This window comes from Legionella moravica DSM 19234 (assembly GCF_000423305.1).
Lineage (GTDB): Bacteria > Pseudomonadota > Gammaproteobacteria > Legionellales > Legionellaceae > Legionella > Legionella moravica.
Genome location: NZ_AUHS01000008.1, coordinates 109,926 through 125,358, shown reverse-complemented (window position 1 = coordinate 125,358; position 15,433 = coordinate 109,926). Strand labels below are relative to the sequence as shown.

Below are 15,433 nucleotides of genomic sequence, written 5' to 3'. Positions count from 1 at the left end.
CATGCCCACCCATAATCTTGCATTCTGTTGTCTCAAGACTTATTGAATTAGCAAAAATATAGGGAGGAAAAAATAACAAATAAATAACTTGGATGTCTTGGTCACGATTGAGGCGTATTGCAAATAGAAGAATGAGCTTATCGATTTATTTTGTGCGATTGCGTGTAAACCCCCCATATTTAGTGGCATCATAAATTAGAGTTCATTAGCTGATTTTTTGCCAGATATTCCCACGGCGTTAAATCATTTAGCGAATCATGGGGTCTTTCGTCGTTGTACTCCTTTATCCAGTTTTCTGTTAACTCTCTTACTTCGTGTAAATTTTTAAACACATACATATCCAGTATTTCTGTGCGATAAGTTCTATTGAATCGCTCAATAAATGAATTTTGTGTTGGCTTTCCTAGCTTGATAAATTCCAATTGCACCTGAAATAAATTCAGGACCATTATCCATGCGTAGTTTGGCAGGAAGACCACGCCAGGCAACAACACGTTCTAATACGCGAATTACTCGCTGTGCGGGCAAGCTCAAATCTATCTCGATCGCTAACACTTCACGGTTGAAATCATCCACTATGTTAAATGTTCTGAAGCGTCGACCACACATCAATGCATCGCACATAAAGTCCATTGACCAACACTGGTTAATGGACGCTGGCACACTCAGAGGTTCAGGTGAGCGACTGGGTAACCGCTTTTTTCCCTTGCGACGCATATTGAGCTTAAGCTCACAATACACACGGTAAACCCGTTTATGATTCCATCTGTGCCCCTGACGCCGCAAGACCTTAAGCAATTTACTGAAGCCATACGCTGGATAACGTTCAGATGATTCCTGCAATGCCACAATGACACTTTCATCAGAACGACTATCCGGTTTATAGCGATAAACCGAGTCACTTATACCTACAACTTTGCAAGCGCGGCGTAAACTCACAGTATGAGCATTGACTGCATAATCAACCAACTCCCGAAGCACAGTTAGCTTCACAGCTTTTTTTCGACAATATCCTTCAGGATTTTGTGATCAAGACTCAGCTCAGCGTACATCTGCTTTAGAGGACGGTTCTCTTCTTCAAGGGCTTTCAGACGCTTTATGTCTGATGATTCCATGCCTCCGTATTTTGCTTTCCAGTTGTAATATGTTGCGTCAGAAATGCCATATTCACGACAAACTTCTTTAACCAGTCTGCCTGCTTCAACCTCTTTTAGAATTTTGACAATCTGAGCCTCTGTATAACGCGATTTTTTCATCTTCGTTCTCCTTAGTAGTAGTTTAACTTGGAGAACTTTAATCAGGAATACAACTATTTTAGGGGATGGTTACAATGTTAATAAAATACATAGAGTGATTAAAAATGGATGGCTATAAGGTTTTATGGAGACACTCTGGTTTTGTGAAAAGAAACTCATTAATCAATTGATACTCCACCTGATAGAAGATTATCTTTGACGCAGCAAGATAAAGATGGGTTCGGAAAATTCAGGCTATTACGACCTTTGAAGCCGGCTTAGGGCGCTTTAATTTCCGACCCCTATTTGAAACCTGCCCCGAGCCGTTATAAGCCGGGTGCAGGTGGCGTAACCAGACTGTCAATTTGCCTGTCCTTTTCATGCATGAGAAGACGAGCTATATACTCATCACGATATTCATCATAGACATCAAGAATCTTTGCATTGGTCGGTGTCATTCCTGCCGCTTTTGCCGTACGTCGCATCCAGTGGCTTGCAGCAGGGTGCTTATAATCGGCTGCACTTTCACATTGGACAAGTTGCAGATAAAGCCAGTCACATACTGCCCGGCTACGTGCAAAAATCCGAACGGTACCATATGGATTGTAGTCAGACATACCCTGTTCGTTTTTGAGACCACTACTGACCGTAAGAATGACTTCAAGTCCGGGTCGGGTTTCCCAGCTGGATAGCAGTTGCTTACCGATTTCCTTTGTGGTGGACGACGTAATATCCAGAACGAATACTTTATCGTTTCTCCCAAACTCATACTTTGGAGCTTCACTCTGACTGGCGTTGCAATGATTTTGATCGAAAAAGCCAATACACTGCTGCTTACCTCGAACCGTGCGCTTCTCTGTGACCAAAATGGGAATGGAATGTTTTTCTGTGAGCGCTTCATCGGTCTCGTAGTACATGTTCTGCGCATTGAAACTGATTTCAAGTGTATCCATGTGATGTTTCTCAATAAGATACATACGGGCTATCGCATATGCCATCTGGATAGCGCGCATTCCTGTGGCTGTAATGAATTTTTTACTGAAAACAGTTAATGTTTCCTGATCGTCAGAGATATCAATAGACGCTTCACAGTCTGAGTCAGATCCGAAGCCATCTTTGGCAGCCAGCGCAATCGGCAGATTGAAGAAAAAACTCATCAGATAGTTTTCAAAATAATTGTGAAGATGATGGAGAAGAAGCCCTGGTCCACGCAGAGACGCAAGATTTTTGGTCGACATACCGGTTTGCAGCGCAAAATCGAGGAGAAGAATCTGGAATGCGGGATCATAAACAGGTCGTTCATGGTACCAGTCGAAGGTTTGAAGGTTGAGTTTTTTTTCATCGATGGCAAGCTGCCCTTTTTTATTTAAGTGGAACGCACCGAATATCCGTGCTAATGGATGTGCAAATGTTTCTCGACACCACCGCTCGTTTCTGAAAATCATTTCGAGGGTTTTTTCGGGGTGCATCAACAGCATTTGATCAATAAGGTATTCCGGCACGATTTCTTTGCGAAAAAATTGACTTGCGAAGGACGGGCCATTCGAGTCTCCCCTAGCCCAGAGTGTATCCCATAGTGTTTCCTTGAGTGAAACCGATTTTTTGGAAGACAATCCCTGGTTGTAGGTTTCGAGCGTATTTTCAAGACGCTTTAATATCAGAGGCATATTAAAATACTTGTCGGGCTGTGTCAGCAAACTGTGTGTAAACAGAATGGCATCTATCAGGATATTGTTCGCATATACGCCTGGTACGAGACCAAGGCTAATACGAGTACTTTTCCCACAGTCTGTAATGGATGGACGTAGTGCCCCAAAACTCGAACGGCGAACCATTTCAATATTGATGCCGCGTTCGCGTGCGAGTCTATTGCTGATAGCAAGAAGATACATGCCTACTAGTCTGCTCCAAATTTTTTCATTTTTCTCGTTAGGTGGTTTCGGTATGGCCAGCAACACGCACGGATAGCCGTGATCTGCATTGATTTGTATGTCGGGATTGCGTGCATGCACCTGACGAACAATGTCTTTTGCCATACTTTTTTGCCATTTCAGCAGTTTGTCATATAACCAGCCCTGATAATATGGATCAAAATCGGGCTTGTCACTTCCTTTGATGGCAGATTGATAAGCGGTAAATTTAAACGGATTGAAAAAATTTCCTGTTTTAGGATTCTGTCCACGTGTGGTTTTCTTATTATTTCCGGCAAAAGCTAACAGGTTACTTGTTACGCCTTCCAGTTTCTTTGAAACACTGCGGTGATAAGTAACCCAACGTTTCCTATCGTCCATGGCAAAGAAACCGGAGGGTTGTGTTCCTTTAACGTTCATACTGATTTCAGAGGTAAAGCGCGTTCGGAATTCACAGCGGGGATGGTACACTCGCCTGGTAACACGAATGTCGGCAGGTTTTGAAGAGGATGCAGCTCTTGGCATAATGACTATTGCTCGTGATGTTTTAAATATGGTTTAAATGATTATACATGAATCAATAACGTCAAACCAGAGGCAAGTTCCTGCATGTCATGTATGAAAACATCGTTGAATCATCCAAATTTTTTATCATTTACACGATTAATTTTTTCAATAGCCCTGAGTCTCAAAAAAACGAACATTTTTCAGACGAAATTCATTTGGGCTAGATAACGTACCTTATCTATCTCAAACATTTATTATCGAAAATAATCTAAGGAATTTTCCCTTTGATTTTACTCAATTGCCAATATGACAAAATTCAACAATTTGGGATAGATAAGATTTAAAAAATTAGGTCTATTACTTATTACTGGACATTATAATATTTCTCGGCGTCACTATAAGATAGGTTATAATGTTCTTGTAGATTTGATGGTAAACCTATACTTGATTCTTTAGGTAATTGTTCATAAATATGCCTATAGTAAAATTTTGTAGCTTTAAATGCTTTAGTCATTATTGGAATCTTCATTGTTTCTTTAGAATCCAGATGTGCTACAAATTCATCTCGATATTTTTTTATCTCATTGTGCAGGCGGTCAAACTCATCTTCATTTAGTCCACAGTATTTCAGCATATCAATTTTAAACTTCTCTATATCTGAAAGAATGTTTTTCCAATGATGATGCTCGGAGTAACTTCCAAACAGCTTCATCCACTCCATTACAGCAATATCGAGAAAATTGTTTTGTACGGTTATCCAGAATTTATTGTTAAATTTAGAATCATTTATCTTTTCCCATCCTGCCTTATAATACGCATAATTTCGTGAGAAATGACAACAGAGCAAAGCAACTCGACGATATTTTTTAATCTTATCCATAATATTCTCTATCATATTGACGATATTGGGATTTCATATTCCAGTTAGGAAGATTTTAGCCGGTTCAAAAACTTTTGATCTAAGGTAATAAAATGGCCAGTTTTGGAAAGCTCCTCATAATATTCCTTTTTTTCATTTTTATATTGATTTAGAGCTTTTTGGGCGGTTCCACCAAATATTTTGGGGTAGCCGGATGCAGTTATAAAATCAATATACCAATTATCAAAATCATCAATATTCTCAAGCTCCTTTATGAAGTTTTCAATTAAATAAATTTGTGGGCTTCCAATCTTTTTAGGAAAATCAATATACTGCTCCATATCAGTACCTGACAATATATCTACATTATATGCTAGATAAATAAATTGATATATTAATGGTAGAGCTGCTTTAATATTATGTTCTTCATTTAAAAATCGAATACCAGCTTCTAATTCCCGAACATATGAATACCATTGCCCATTCTGCGCCCAAAATCCAAGATTTTTTTGAATTTTAGCCCAGATAATATCTTTAAAGGGAATTTTATTGGGATCTGTACTTCCATATACCCGAGAGAGATGATTCCGAATAATGTTTATTTCATCAAAATTATCAAACCAGTTTTGCCATGTTCCGTCAGACATCCATAGTAACTCAGTATAAATTTGCTCCTGATTATCACTAAAAAGTATGTATTCGTTTGTCAGAGGATTACTACCTCTATAAATATTTTTACTACAAGACTTACATTTTGTTTTTCTTATTGGAAATTTGGATAGTGCTATATGACACGAGGGACAGAGAGCTTCTTTTCCACCGAGCAATTCCCATCTCTCATTTATTTGTTGCTGCTGTTCCTCTGATAACAGAGTTTGATGGCTCTCAGGAAATTTAGTTCGTTGCTGACTATTTTTTTCCGTTGTCTTGACCTGAATATTCCGGTGATTATTTGTTTCAGACGATTTAGGAGTAATTTTATGATGTTGCTTAGGTAAATAAATATATTTGTGAAATATCATTCTGCATATTGCAATGAACACCAATCGAGATTTGGAAAAAAACCAAGAAAAAAATTGTATTATTGGATTTGGATGCCTTTTTTTAGGTTGAGGTAATGTTCTATCATGTGCTACTTTATTATAAGCCACCTGGCAGTTAGGGCATTGCCACTCCGGTGCCATTTCATCTAGCTTACGTTTGTAACCGCAACTTGGACATATCAACTTTTTCTCCGTAAAAATATACCCATTATTCTAGTATAGTCAAAAATAGATTATTGATTGGACAGTCGAGGTTTGATCAAATTAAGACATAATATGTACACTGGAATAAAAAAGAAAACCTCTAGTCTATAATTCATTTATAGCTTGGGGTAGAGCAAGAGGGTGATTGTGGCTCTGATGTTAGTAGGAAGAAAATGGGAATAAATTTAAAAATTAATGAGTTATATACAACGGATTATGTTGCACATTATACAAAAGCGCAAATTGCCATAAAATCCATTTTACCTAATCAAACTATTAAATTAGGGAATGCATTGAGCGTCAATGATCCTTATGAAAACAAACTATCATGGTTTGAGGATGATTGTAGTACTAATGCTAAAGATTATGTATTTGATAGGGATGAAGCAAAAAAAATATTGGGTCAAAGAATAAAATTATTTTGTACTACTCGATGCAAACTAGAAAATGAAAATGAAATATTTAGTTATATTCATGGTTTAAAAAATTCATATTTTTCAATACCTTCAATGTGGGCTCATTATGGGGATAATCATGCTGGAGTATGCCTCATTTTTGATAAAGAAATTTTAAATGAACAAATTAAAAAAGGAAGGTCTGATCAGTTTCTTAGTAAAAAAGTAGAGTACGAGGACTATACTCCACATCTATCAGCTGAGGTAAATAGAAGTAATTTAAAAACATATTTAGAGAATCCAAAAATATTTAATGAATTTTGTTACCCATATATAAAGGATGTGTTTTTTAAAAAAAACATATGTTGGTCTTATGAAGATGAGTACCGATGGCTATTGCTTACGGAAAATGAAGATGAATTATTAGTTAACTATCAAAATTCACTTAAAGCTCTTGTTCTTGGAGCGGATTTTGATTACGAAAATAATTTTCAGTCGATATTAGATTTTAAAGTTCCTTGCTATTCTCTCCGATTCGAATACGGTAAGTATATAATTATTAGAGAGTAAGTCTGAGCTACTACATATTAAATTATTCGTTCGTTCTATAAATTAATTATCAACATTAGCTCTGTAGCGAATGATATTAGCTGCGATCATTAGTTAAGATGATGCCTCGATTCTTTTTCAAAACGAGCCGAGTGATAGTATTCATCATATGTCCAATCGATTAGATGCAAGTATGAAAGAGTTATAAACCATGCGTTCATTAGAAGAGCGCCAGGTTAGCGATTCTTTTTAATCGCTCAGGATTATCTTCTACATAAATAGCCGTTGTGACAATATTAGCGTGTCCTGCAAGGCGTGATACAGCTTTAATATCAGCACCCTGTTCAATGAGGCGAGTGATGAAGGTGCGCCTACCTGAATGAGAACTGGCACCGATAATACCTGCTTTATCGTACAATGCTCGGAACCATTTTTGTAATGTATTGGCGGTGAATCGACTTTTACGTTGCGTTTGAAATAAGGGCTTATGCCGAGGCACACTCTTCAACCCATTTACATGGGCTTGCAAAATATCACGTATTTTTTTATGAGTGAGATAAACATGCCTTTGTTTGTCTCCTTTCGTCATGGATCGCTTTAAACTCAGTTCATCTAATAACTGGTACTGTGAATTGGTTACATCTGCAATAGTTAGGGAGGCAATTTCTTTCGCTCGCAAACCCAAACCAAAAGAACAATAAATAATGGCCAGGTTTCGTGTAGCAAATTTCCCTTCTTTAGCGACTAACAGAAGCAATTTAAATTCGTTTTCCGTTAAAACTTTTGCTTTTCCTTCTCGTGCCATTATTTTCTCGTAATACACCCTTATTTATTAATATTTTATATAAATAAGGATGTATTTGCAAAAACAAAAATGTGACGTTGTTTAAAACCCTTATAGAGATTGATGACGTCCTCTTTTGCATATAAGAGGATGTATTTGAATTGTTCTAAATAAGTGATTAAATTTTATTCTTTTACGTTAATAAAAAAATTTTGTTTCAGTGATATTATGTGAACATATTTAAGTACAGATAAAAAAATTGATCATGAATATCCGAGCAACTGAAGAATCAGATTGGCTAATATTAAAAGAAACTCGATTGGCAGCACTACGTGATACCCCGACCGCATTTGGTGTAAGTTACCAAACAGCTATCACTGATAGTGACGAACAGTGGAAGGAAAGAGCATCAGCAAAAACTCACCCAAAATTTTGGCTGGCATTTAAAGGTGATCAAACGATAGGAATGATTGGCTCTGGAGTGGATCAAAGAGATCGATATAATTTGATTGCAATGTGGGTTGAACCAAAGTCGCGTGGATTGGGTGTTGCAGAATACTTAGTAAATACAGTGAAGTTTGATTCAATTAAAAAAGGATTTAAAAAGATTTTTCTAGATGTCTCACTTAAAAATTTAAGGGCTTATAGATTTTATGAGAAACATGGCTTTGTTTTTAATGGGGAAGAAAAGCCTCTTGCGAGCCATCCAGAAATTATGGTTCAGACCATGGAGTGGCAGTCGAAAAAGTAAGACTGTTTAGTCATCTCCAAAATAGGATATCTAGATCTCTCATTTATTTTACTGCTGTAATGACAGAGTAGTATCCAAATGTTTTTTTCATCTTTGGATCTTTGAAACCAATAGTTTTTAATAGGTCAAATAATTCATTTTTTGTGAATTGCTGCGATTTGTGATTTATAAACATTAATAAGTCAAAGCATGCTGTAGTTAGTGGCGATATTTTATCATCATCTAATAACATTTCGTGTATGTAAATTTTTGCACCTGGCAGCATTGAATTGTATGCATGCTTGAGAATGTTCTTACAGTACTCTAATGGCCAATCGTGCACGATTTGGCTTAATAATATTCCGTCAAAACCAGTAGGCCAGTGTTCTTCATTGAAAAAATTACCGGGATGAATGGCAATTTTCTCTAATAATTTAGATTCTGATATATATTTTTTGGTTTCATCGCAAACAGCAGGAAGTTCAAAAACTGCGGCTTCACTTTCAGGGTACTCTTGAATAAATGTGATGCTAAAACAACCAGAACCGCCACCGACATCTAAAAGTCTTTTTGTGGATTTAAACAAACCACTCTTAATAGCTCCTACGGATGGTGCCAAAATTGTAGCATGCATTTTTTTTGTAAAATTACTTGCTGCTTCTGATGTAATTGAACCATCCTTCCACATATCAGTGAATGTTTTTCCCTCAAAATGTAATTGATTTGAGCCTGCTCTTATCGCTTCAATAATTTTCTTGTGTTCATCTCGTTTTCGTTGTGCTTCAAATATTGATCCCCAGTAAAAGGGGCTTTCTGGAAGCAGGTAGGCTTTAGCTGTTGAAGTTAGACTAAACTTATTATTATTTTGATGAAGTAAACCAAAGCAGACTAATGGTTTAGCTAATATTTCAATCGATCTACAACTTAAATGTAGTTCTTCAGCTAATTCTATTAGACTTAAGCTCCCATTTATTAAATGCTCAAACAAAGCTAATTCATCTGCAACAGTAAGGATAGGTAGATGATACATCGACATCCATATATCCCACATAAATTTATCTTGTACATCTGGAAGCTTAATTTTATTCATATTTGCTCTAAGTATTGTTCAATAAATTCATGAGCCTGGGGTTAATTCCATAAAGGACTTATGATAGGTAGTCCAGTGCCACTATGGGTTAAAGCGGCTATCGAAGGGATAATGTTTAATGTATCTTTGGATCTTACTAACTCTATCAAAGAATCACAATCTTTTGATTATTAACAATAAAATAAAATTTGTTAAAGCAGATAAATTTTGGCTTATTTAGGTATTATGTAATTCGGTAAAGCTCAATAAATCCAAGAAACATATTACCTGCCTTTAAATGTATAGATGAGTTTGAGCTTAAAATTAATACGGCAGAAATAAATGCTGAGAAAGCCACTGAAATTATAGTGGTAAACCTAAATCTTGACGATGAAGTGAAGTAGATGGCCAATTACATTTTTGATTTTGATGGCACAATAGCCGATAGTTTTTCTTTAGCATGTAGTATTCTGATGAATCATGCAGAATATCTTGGCTGCAAGCAATTATGCACGGCTGAATTACTTACTTTAAAAGATATGCATGCGCGTGAAGTGCTGATATATTTGGAAGTGCCGTTTTGGCGGGTAGCGCTATTTGTTAGAAAACTTCGAAAAATAACTCATGAACGTGCTGATGAAATTAATATTTTTCCAGAGTGGCCAATGATTTTAAAGCAACTCAGCTTAAACCATAAAATTGGACTGATAAGTAGTAATTCACATGAAGCAATAGAATTTGTTTTAAGAAAGCATCATATTCTTAACCTGTTTGATTTTATTTATTGCAATAAACCATTATTTGGAAAAAAACGATGTTTAAATAAACTTATCAAACAAAAAGCTTTCAATCCTACAGAGACTTATTACGTAGGTGACGAAGTGAGAGATGTTGAGGCAGCTCAGGCAGTCAAAATAAACTCAATCGCTGTTAGTTGGGGATTTAATTCAAGTGACAGACTCAAACAAGCAAAGCCCAGTCAGTTGATAAGTAATTTTGGTGAGTTAGAAAGCATCGTACTTGACGAATAACATTGGCCAAAATTAACCACTTCCTCCCGTCTTTGAGTTCGGAATATACTTACTAAGGGGAGCCAAGCGCACTAAGGGTTTTGGCAATCAAGCTCGATAAACAATACTTAGCAAGGGACATTGGCGGGACACTAAATAATAACAAGCACTTACAATTGGCAACATGTAACACGGCCAATTTCATTTTAGTAAGTTAATTACCAAAAACCTGGGATTGTACCTTGAGGACTGTCTAATAAATTTAAATCACATTCTGTATTTGAACAGTTTTTATTTTCATTTAAAGAAGCTATCCAATTATATTTATCTATAAGACTAAACCCTGCATAGTTTTGTCGAGTGGCATCTGGGAATGTGGGCTCAACAGGTACCATACAAAAACACCCATTAAATTTCATTGCCTGGCTACCGAATAATTGTTTTTTGCCTATGCTGTTAAGGTATCGATCAATGGCTAGGGCAGAGAATTGTTTTGCATCAACGACGCCAAGTTCCGAGGCTTTTAAAGCCCATATAAATGCTTGATAAAAATGATCGGGAGTATCACCATGTTGATAAATTAATGCTGCATGATCGTAATCCTGTCCGACATGAAAACAACCTTCACCAAAAATCTCACCAACGCGCTTTCTTCGTTTTGCATCTCTTTTTGATATTTTTGACCATTCTTCTGGTGGTATATTTGAGGCTTTTCGGTCTTCTTGATCTTGATCTGCAAGCTTCTTTAATTCTAAAGAGCGTTCTTTGAGTTTTTGGGGTTGCATTGAACAAGGCAGATAAGCACTGTTAGTATTTTGATTTATTGAGATCAGGGTAATCGCAGAGAACAAGAGGCATATTTTTTTGTTCATTATTTATTCCATAATTATTGAAGTGGGCATTATAGGATGAATAAACGATTCTGCAAATTATTATCAGTGGCGGTTCGTAAAAAGATGGTTTTGTGGACGGTTCAAAAAGATAGAGTAGTAGTGCTATTTTACAAATGAAACCAGTTCCTAATTTCTTTCTATAAATCAAAGTTCGTAATACCTGTCTTTCACCAGATTTTCCGAACCCCATAAGGGATATTAATTTTTTCTCATATTATTAACTTGAGCTTCATGATCTATTTTATCCATATGTTAATATCATATTTCCCAAATTGAGATTGTTCTAGGTATGCTCTTCCTAGTGCAATTCCCTGAGTGTTTAGTATAAAGTTAGGGAAATTATTTTTATTCCATAAGTCTTCAATTTTTTGGTAATCTGGGATGGCCTCTAATATCAGGCCTCTAACTTCTTCGTTACTAAGTTGAAATTGCACGAATACTTTTTTTATTTGTTCTTTTTCATTTTCGCTTAAGATTATCGGTTCTTTATTTTTTGTATTAAAAATCTGTACATCTTCAAAAATATATATCCCTAAGGCTGGGATTAAGCTGTATTGGTTATTGTTATTGATGAGAATTAAATTTTTAAGATGTTCATCAAGTTGTATAGTATTCATTTCTTCAGCAGAGATTTTTTTTGTAAAAACTTGAGGGTAGAAGCTTTTAATATTATTGCTTAGAGTGGTATTTGCACCTATTGTATTAGTTTTTCCGCAAGAAATAGATTCTAAATATTCAAATTGAGAGTCTGAAACTTCGAGAGAAGAAAACTCTTTGATAACCATTTTTAAATGGTCGTAAACTGAAGCTAGTGTTGTAATTTTCGTTAGTTTAGTTCTACTAAACAGAAATGAAAAACCAAGTAATTTGATTAAATTTAAATTAATCTTTGAGGTAGTGGCAATTGCTTCGTTTATTGTCAAATCTACCAAGTTTGAATTTGACTTTGAAACTCTCTCTCTTAGTAAGTGTGAAAGCGTTTTATGGATATCAACCTCATCTGTAGATGAGGCGCCATCTATGGCATATTTTAATGCTACTTGGACGCTTGCTTCTGCAAATCGTTCAAGAGGTTGGTCTTTTAGTTCATTATCTAAAACTTCAAGAAAATGAAGGGCATTAGTTTTTCTTTTATTTAAGGCTTTTTCAATATGAGGAAATGTTAAGTTAATATATCCGCAAGCCATCATTTTTACAGCTTCAGTATCTACACTGGAATTGTGGCTGTAGTTACCATAAACAACGGGTGAATTAGGACTTTGGTTTTGAATATTTTGATTATGAGATGAATTAGCAATAATATCATTTCCCGCTTTTTGCTTATTAAAAACACGGGATTTCACATAATTTCCAAATGATTTAATTTTATCTCTAAAAATTATTCCAAAAATTAGAGCAAGTATAGGTATAACAACTTGGCTTATTAGCCCTTTATACATATCCAGCCAATTAATTATTTGTTTTATTTCCATTAAGTTTCCTACTAACTTTATTTTGCTAAATATTTATAAAGAGTGGGCTTTGATACATCTAGCAGCTCACATATCTGATTAATGCTCATTTTCGTTTCATTATAGAGGTTGTTAGCTAGTTTTACTTTGTCATTATTTAGTTTTCTTGGTCTGCCACCAATTTTGCCTCTCCCTCTTGCTGCTTTAAGACCAGCATGAGTGCGTTCACGAATAATGTTTTTCTCGAATTCAGCTAATGCGCCAAATATATGAAAAATTAACCTTTCGGAACTTGAGGTTGTATCAATAAACTCGTGGATGCTTTTTAAGCCTATACCTTTTAGTTCAAGGAAGGAGACAACATCGATAAGGTCTTTTAGTGAGCGACTGAGTCTATCTAATCTCCAAACAACAATAATATCACCATTTCGGGCAAACTCGATCGCTTGATCTAGGCCTGGTCTTGCTATTTTGCTGCCGGAAATTTTGTCATCATAAATTTTAGTACAACCTGTTTTTTAGCTCATCGTATTGCAAGTTTAAATTTTGATCATCAGTTGATACACGAACATATCCAATTAGCATATTATCCCTTTTAGTTAAGAAACTCGTTGTTATTAGTAATAATTTAACTTTGATTTATTTATCAAGTTTATTTGCTCAATTTTGCTTAATTTACTGTTAGAAATTTGTGGGACAGAAGGGAATAAACAAACCCCCGTTTATTTTAATTTATAATTGCGCAGTATAGTAAAATTTGCTATAGTAATATTTACTATGCAAGGCATTTCAATGAAAATAATAAAAACTAAACTATTTGCCAAGTGGGCTATAAAAAATCAAGTTAGTGATGAATCGCTTAATATCGCTGCTGAAGAAATTGCTATTGAAATTTACGAGGCTAATTATGGTGGTGGTGTAATAAAAAAGCGTGTTGCCAATAAAGGCAGAGGGAAGAGTGGCAGTACAAGAACTATCGTCGCTTTTAAAAAAGGAAAACATTGTTTTTTTGTTTTTGGGTTTGAGAAGAATGCTAAAAGTAATATTTCTTTTAATGAAGAAAAAGCTTTTAAAATTATTGCTAAATCATTATTAGCTTATTCTGATGAGGAAATTAATAAGCTGATAAAGGAGGGGGCATTAGTGGAGGTTGAGAATGAGTAAAATTATTGATGCTATGCTAGAAACAGCCAAAGATCTTCAGTTGGATGCAATTACTATTAAAGATATAGAAATGCTTAACTTAAGTGAAGTTAAAGAGCTTGAGGCACAAGAAATAAAGAAAATGCGAGTTAAGGAAAAAGTTAGCCAAGCTGTAATGGCTAAAATATTGAATGTTACTCCATCTACCTATCAAAAATGGGAAAGAGGAGAGGTGCATCCTAAAGGAGCCAATCTTAAACTACTGCGTTTAGCTCATGATCATGGAATTCAATATATTTTATCTTAGAGGGCGGCAGAGCTGTTATTGGCTCAAACGGCCTGCTAAGTCCAATTAATAGTATTTGAAGTGGTAGAGTTTAGATCGGTCTAGACTAAATACAGAATGTGTAAAAAGGTATAGTTAATGGAAAGAACTTCTAATGATCCTCTACACGGTATTACCCTAGAGGCTATCTTGAATAGTTTATTGATTTGTTATGGCTGGGAAGGCTTGGGGGAAAGAGTCAAGATTAATTGCTTTTCTTCGAACCCCAGCATCAAATCAAGCCTTAAATTCCTGCGCAAAACACCATGGGCAAGGACTGAAATTGAAGCCCTTTATATTGCTTCCCTAAAAAGCAAAAATTGTGACAACTCATAATTACTGGAGTAATAAATAATATGAAAGATATTTTCATTAATAAAGAACATGTTGAACTTTTTAAAATTCTTAAATTTGAAGGGATCGCCTCGAGTGGAGCAGAAGCTAAGGATTTGATAGCCTCGGGTGTTGTATTAGTAAACGGGGTAATAGAAAAACAAAAAAGAAAGAAGATGGTTGCAGGAGATACGATTGAATTAAAAGACGAGGTCTTTCGGCTAAAGTTGGGGACTAATTAACAATTTAATACGATCAGGCCTAGCAAAAATGGGTAAAAATCAGGGAGGATTACACCGTTCAACAGATATTTTTATGTTTAGAGAGTAGGGTATTTTGTTGCAAGCTAGAAAGGCAGATTAAGCCTGATTATCGTGATAATCAGACCTTTCTTAATGATAATATTTAAAGTATTCAATGGTAGGGCTTTCCCGCATATCCAGCCCAAACTGGCAATCATTTATTAAATATATTAACTATCAAAGCGTTTCAATATATCTTCGCCAATCTAATCTGCAGTTCATTTTATTCTCTATACAAAACCAAGAGCAATGAAGATGATACGGTAATTATAAGCTCTTCAGATCATTAAGACTTCATATCAACGTCAGCATAGTCACCCTGAATAATCCGGACTTGACCATGTATTTTTAATATTTGCTGCCTTGAAAAACAAAAATAAGCAATCACTTCTGCTTCAAGAGGAAGATTATCTTTATTCTTCCCATTAGGATAATACAATGCAAAAAGCTCATTATCCTTCTCTAGGATATGTTTGTAATCAATGGAATCAATAGTCATATTTTTCCTTTGTTCAATCACATGTTGAATATATTGAGTTCTATTCATGACAATACCATTAATACATTGCTCATAGTTTTCATGAAAAAATTTTTCTATAATTTCAGAGACATTTGTATTGGGATCATAAATAGCCTCCCATATGTTTTTTAATAATTCTGTATTATTCATTTCTGGCCTCTTAGTGACTCG

At 35.4% G+C, this 15,433-nt stretch carries 16 protein-coding genes and 1 pseudogene; 7 read left to right on the top strand and 10 right to left on the bottom strand.

Translation table 11 applies throughout. From position 1 onward, the window contains the following. Nucleotides 1-188: 188 nt before the first annotated feature. The 4 genes and pseudogenes from G543_RS16880 to G543_RS0102040 form a co-directional block, all read right to left on the bottom strand. Nucleotides 189-1,256, bottom strand: a pseudogene (locus G543_RS16880) (IS3 family transposase). Between the two features lie 305 nt (nt 1,257-1,561). Further along, nucleotides 1,562-3,565: a hypothetical protein gene (locus tag G543_RS0102050; RefSeq protein WP_133141321.1), complete on the bottom strand. Its 2,004-nt coding sequence runs from the start codon at nt 3,563-3,565 to the stop codon at nt 1,562-1,564. A 451-nt stretch (nt 3,566-4,016) separates the two neighbouring features. Beyond that, nucleotides 4,017-4,532, bottom strand: a complete 516-nt coding sequence (locus G543_RS0102045; protein WP_028383050.1) for a hypothetical protein — start codon at nt 4,530-4,532, stop codon at nt 4,017-4,019. A gap of 44 nt (nt 4,533-4,576) precedes the next feature. Then, nucleotides 4,577-5,737: a hypothetical protein gene (locus tag G543_RS0102040; RefSeq protein ID WP_028383049.1), complete on the bottom strand. Its 1,161-nt coding sequence runs from the start codon at nt 5,735-5,737 to the stop codon at nt 4,577-4,579. Between the two features lie 194 nt (nt 5,738-5,931). Here G543_RS0102040 and G543_RS0102035 point away from each other — a divergent pair, with 194 nt between their 5' ends. After that, nucleotides 5,932-6,723 carry a DUF2971 domain-containing protein gene (locus tag G543_RS0102035; RefSeq protein ID WP_028383048.1) on the top strand — a complete coding sequence of 264 codons (792 nt, stop codon included), beginning with the start codon at nt 5,932-5,934 and terminating at the stop codon, nt 6,721-6,723. A 199-nt stretch (nt 6,724-6,922) separates the two neighbouring features. On the opposite strand, the gene G543_RS0102030 is transcribed toward G543_RS0102035, so the two are convergent. Beyond that, the gene (locus G543_RS0102030) at nt 6,923-7,507 is read right to left on the bottom strand and encodes a tyrosine-type recombinase/integrase (protein WP_028383047.1); all 585 of its coding nucleotides are present in this window, start codon (nt 7,505-7,507) and stop codon (nt 6,923-6,925) included. Between the two features lie 244 nt (nt 7,508-7,751). On the opposite strand from G543_RS0102030, the gene G543_RS0102025 reads away from it, so the two are divergent. Beyond that, complete coding sequence (locus G543_RS0102025; RefSeq protein ID WP_028383046.1) at nt 7,752-8,237, top strand: GNAT family N-acetyltransferase; 486 nt, start codon at nt 7,752-7,754, stop codon at nt 8,235-8,237. Between the two features lie 43 nt (nt 8,238-8,280). Here the strand turns inward: G543_RS0102025 and G543_RS0102020 are convergent, their stop codons facing one another. After that, nucleotides 8,281-9,306, bottom strand: a complete 1,026-nt coding sequence (locus G543_RS0102020; protein ID WP_028383045.1) for a methyltransferase — start codon at nt 9,304-9,306, stop codon at nt 8,281-8,283. A gap of 383 nt (nt 9,307-9,689) precedes the next feature. Here G543_RS0102020 and G543_RS0102015 point away from each other — a divergent pair, with 383 nt between their 5' ends. Continuing rightward, nucleotides 9,690-10,316 (top strand): HAD-IA family hydrolase, encoded by a 627-nt coding sequence (locus G543_RS0102015; RefSeq protein WP_028383044.1) that lies wholly within the window; start codon nt 9,690-9,692, stop codon nt 10,314-10,316. A 197-nt stretch (nt 10,317-10,513) separates the two neighbouring features. Here the strand turns inward: G543_RS0102015 and G543_RS0102010 are convergent, their stop codons facing one another. From G543_RS0102010 to G543_RS18575, 3 genes are all read right to left on the bottom strand, one after another. Continuing rightward, entirely contained in the window at nt 10,514-11,167 is a 654-nt protein-coding gene (locus G543_RS0102010) for a hypothetical protein (RefSeq protein ID WP_028383043.1), read from the bottom strand. Between the two features lie 257 nt (nt 11,168-11,424). After that, nucleotides 11,425-12,660 (bottom strand): LPO_1073/Vpar_1526 family protein, encoded by a 1,236-nt coding sequence (locus G543_RS0102005; protein WP_028383042.1) that lies wholly within the window; start codon nt 12,658-12,660, stop codon nt 11,425-11,427. Between the two features lie 17 nt (nt 12,661-12,677). Continuing rightward, entirely contained in the window at nt 12,678-13,082 is a 405-nt protein-coding gene (locus G543_RS18575) for a recombinase family protein (protein WP_428829142.1), read from the bottom strand. Nucleotides 13,083-13,431: 349 nt separating this feature from the next. Between G543_RS18575 and G543_RS0102000 the strand changes: the two genes are divergently transcribed. The 4 genes from G543_RS0102000 to G543_RS0101985 all read left to right on the top strand — a co-directional run bounded on the left by G543_RS0102000 (nt 13,432) and on the right by G543_RS0101985 (nt 14,682). Continuing rightward, complete coding sequence (locus tag G543_RS0102000; RefSeq protein ID WP_028383041.1) at nt 13,432-13,803, top strand: type II toxin-antitoxin system RelE/ParE family toxin; 372 nt, start codon at nt 13,432-13,434, stop codon at nt 13,801-13,803. Further along, on the top strand, nt 13,796-14,089 hold the full coding sequence (locus G543_RS0101995) for a helix-turn-helix domain-containing protein (protein ID WP_028383040.1): 294 nt from the start codon (nt 13,796-13,798) through the stop codon (nt 14,087-14,089). The genes G543_RS0102000 and G543_RS0101995 overlap by 8 nt, the downstream gene beginning before the upstream one ends. A 117-nt stretch (nt 14,090-14,206) precedes the next feature. Beyond that, on the top strand, nt 14,207-14,443 hold the full coding sequence (locus G543_RS18570; protein WP_081675592.1) for a VF530 family protein: 237 nt from the start codon (nt 14,207-14,209) through the stop codon (nt 14,441-14,443). 20 nt (nt 14,444-14,463) lie between these two features. Then, entirely contained in the window at nt 14,464-14,682 is a 219-nt protein-coding gene (locus G543_RS0101985) for an RNA-binding S4 domain-containing protein (protein ID WP_028383039.1), read from the top strand. 346 nt (nt 14,683-15,028) lie between these two features. Here G543_RS0101985 and G543_RS0101980 read toward each other — a convergent pair whose 3' ends face one another. Further along, nucleotides 15,029-15,412 (bottom strand): hypothetical protein, encoded by a 384-nt coding sequence (locus G543_RS0101980; RefSeq protein WP_028383038.1) that lies wholly within the window; start codon nt 15,410-15,412, stop codon nt 15,029-15,031. Nucleotides 15,413-15,433 lie beyond the last annotated feature (21 nt).

Excerpts from the sequence above, each read along its gene's own strand:
- G543_RS0102020 (WP_028383045.1), bottom strand. The coding sequence starts at position 9,306 with ATGAATAAAATTAAGCTTCCAGATGTACAAGATAAATTTATGTGGGAT.
- G543_RS0102025 (WP_028383046.1), top strand. The coding sequence starts at position 7,752 with ATGAATATCCGAGCAACTGAAGAATCAGATTGGCTAATATTAAAAGAA.
- G543_RS0102000 (WP_028383041.1), top strand. The coding sequence starts at position 13,432 with ATGAAAATAATAAAAACTAAACTATTTGCCAAGTGGGCTATAAAAAAT.
- G543_RS0102035 (WP_028383048.1), top strand. The coding sequence starts at position 5,932 with ATGGGAATAAATTTAAAAATTAATGAGTTATATACAACGGATTATGTT.
- G543_RS0102010 (WP_028383043.1), bottom strand. The coding sequence starts at position 11,167 with ATGAACAAAAAAATATGCCTCTTGTTCTCTGCGATTACCCTGATCTCA.
- G543_RS0102030 (WP_028383047.1), bottom strand. The coding sequence starts at position 7,507 with ATGGCACGAGAAGGAAAAGCAAAAGTTTTAACGGAAAACGAATTTAAA.
- G543_RS0102045 (WP_028383050.1), bottom strand. The coding sequence starts at position 4,532 with ATGGATAAGATTAAAAAATATCGTCGAGTTGCTTTGCTCTGTTGTCAT.
- G543_RS0101980 (WP_028383038.1), bottom strand. The coding sequence starts at position 15,412 with ATGAATAATACAGAATTATTAAAAAACATATGGGAGGCTATTTATGAT.
- G543_RS0101985 (WP_028383039.1), top strand. The coding sequence starts at position 14,464 with ATGAAAGATATTTTCATTAATAAAGAACATGTTGAACTTTTTAAAATT.
- G543_RS18570 (WP_081675592.1), top strand. The coding sequence starts at position 14,207 with ATGGAAAGAACTTCTAATGATCCTCTACACGGTATTACCCTAGAGGCT.
- G543_RS0101995 (WP_028383040.1), top strand. The coding sequence starts at position 13,796 with ATGAGTAAAATTATTGATGCTATGCTAGAAACAGCCAAAGATCTTCAG.
- G543_RS0102005 (WP_028383042.1), bottom strand. The coding sequence starts at position 12,660 with ATGGAAATAAAACAAATAATTAATTGGCTGGATATGTATAAAGGGCTA.
- G543_RS0102015 (WP_028383044.1), top strand. The coding sequence starts at position 9,690 with ATGGCCAATTACATTTTTGATTTTGATGGCACAATAGCCGATAGTTTT.
- G543_RS0102050 (WP_133141321.1), bottom strand. The coding sequence starts at position 3,565 with ATGAACGTTAAAGGAACACAACCCTCCGGTTTCTTTGCCATGGACGAT.